The sequence below is a fragment of the Nocardioides sp. genome (assembly GCF_024509035.1).
Taxonomy (GTDB): Bacteria; Actinomycetota; Actinomycetes; order Propionibacteriales; family Nocardioidaceae; genus Nocardioides.
Genome location: NZ_JANINT010000385.1, coordinates 1 through 1,728 on the forward strand (window position 1 = coordinate 1; position 1,728 = coordinate 1,728).

2 protein-coding genes are annotated in these 1,728 nt (G+C 70.9%); one reads left to right on the forward strand and one right to left on the reverse strand.

Going from position 1 to position 1,728, the window contains the following annotated elements:
* On the forward strand, positions 1-414 hold a 414-nt coding region (locus Q0L15_RS21930), incomplete at its 5' end, for an AIR synthase-related protein (protein WP_296606947.1).
* 62 nt (positions 415-476) lie between these two features.
* Here Q0L15_RS21930 and Q0L15_RS21935 read toward each other — a convergent pair.
* Positions 477-1,682 carry an IS30 family transposase gene (locus Q0L15_RS21935; protein ID WP_296606948.1) on the reverse strand — a complete coding sequence of 402 codons (1,206 nt, stop codon included), beginning with the start codon at positions 1,680-1,682 and terminating at the stop codon, positions 477-479.
* Between the last annotated feature and the right edge of the window lie 46 nt (positions 1,683-1,728).

Consider the following 1,728-nt stretch of genomic DNA (forward strand, 5'->3'; position numbering starts at 1 on the left):
GTGCACGGCCACCTCGGCGGGCGCCCGCCCGCGGTGGACCTCGAGGCCGAGGCGACGCTCGCGCGGCTCCTCGTGTCGGGCGTCGGGCTGCTGACCTCCGCCCACGACCTCTCGGACGGTGGCCTGGCGCAGGCGCTGGCCGAGTGCTCGCTGCGGCACGGCGTCGGCGTCTCGGTCGCGGTGCCCTGCGACGCGTTCGTCGGGCTGTTCAGCGAGTCCGCGGCGCGGGTGCTCGTCACGGTCGCCGACGGCGACGCGGAGCGGCTGGTCGAGCTGGCCGCCGAGCACGGCGTCGCGATCACCCCCCTCGGCGTCACCGGCGGCGACACCCTCGCCGTCGACGGCCAGTTCGAGATCCCGCTCGCCGAGCTCCGCGAGGCCTGGACCGCCACCCTCCCCGCCGCGCTGGGCTGAGCGACGGCGGCGGCGGTTTCCCCGGTCGACCGGGGAAACCTGTACTTGTCGGCCGGGCGGATTCAGGCGGTGGTCGCAACATCGGGTGGACCTGACTGTCCGGACAGTAGTGCGTCGAGGGCTTCGGCGGGGGTTCTCCAGTTGAGGGTCTTGCGGGGGCGCCTGTTGAGCTGGGCGGCGATGTTGTCGAGGAGTCCGGGGCCGTAGAACGACAGGTCCTCGCCCTTGGGGAGGTATTGGCGCAGCAGGCCGTTGGTGTTCTCGTTGGTGCCGCGCTGCCACGGCGAGTGCGGGTCGCAGAAGTAGATCGACAGCCCTGTGGCGTCGGCGATCGCGGCGTGGTTGGCCATCTCGCTGCCCTGGTCCCAGGTCAGCGACAGCCGCAGCTGCTCGGGCAGGGTGGCCATCTTCGCCACCATCGCCTCCGCGACGATGTCGGCGGTGTGCCCACCTGGCAGGTGCAGCAACATGGTGAACCGGGTCATCCGCTCGACCAGGGTGCCGACCGCGGACCCGGACTCGGTCGACCCCAAGATCAGGTCGCCCTCCCAGTGGCCGGGAACGGCACGGTCGGCGACCTCGGGCGGGCGTTCGCTGATCATCACCATCCCCGCGAACCGCGCACGCCGCTGATCGGCCTGACGCTGGGGCTTGCGTACCGTGCGACCGGTGCGCAGGTGTGCGGTCAGCTCGCGTTTGAGCCCGCCGCGGGACTGGACGTACAGCGACTGGTAGATCGTCTCGTGCGACACCCACATCTCCGGATCGTCGGGGAACTCCTGGCGCAGCCGCCGCGAGATCTGCTCGGGGCTGTGATCGTCCACCAGCCGATCTTGCACCTCGCGACGCAACCGCAGGTTCACCGCCAGCTTGGCTTCCTTCGGACGTCTGGCCTTCTGGTCCGCATCCGCCTGCGCGGTCGACGCCAGGTACTCGGGCCGACGCCAGTTGTTCGGCCCACGCGGAGTCCGCTTGAGCTCACGACCGATCGTGGACCGGTGCCGGCCCAGCTCCCGGGCGATCTGGGCGGCCGTCATGCCGCCCGCGCGCAGCACCGCGATCTGCTCGCGCTCGGCAAAGGTGAGCCGGGCACCGGTCCCGGCTGTCAAGACAGGTCTCACCCCGCCAGACTCAGCCGCCCACTGCTGCGCAACGAAACCCGACACGCCGACCGCAGCCCCCGCTGCTTGCCACGACTTCGTCCGTGGCACCTGCTCCCAAAACGCCCGCTCCAACGACCGCGGCATCCGAGGACGACCAACACGCATGAACCCCTCCAAGGGTCACGTGTTGCGAACACCCCTTGAACCCAGG

What these genes read in the sequence shown, in the direction of transcription:
- Q0L15_RS21935 (WP_296606948.1), bottom strand. Translation starts at nt 1,682, where the DNA reads ATGCGTGTTGGTCGTCCTCGGATGCCGCGGTCGTTGGAGCGGGCGTTT.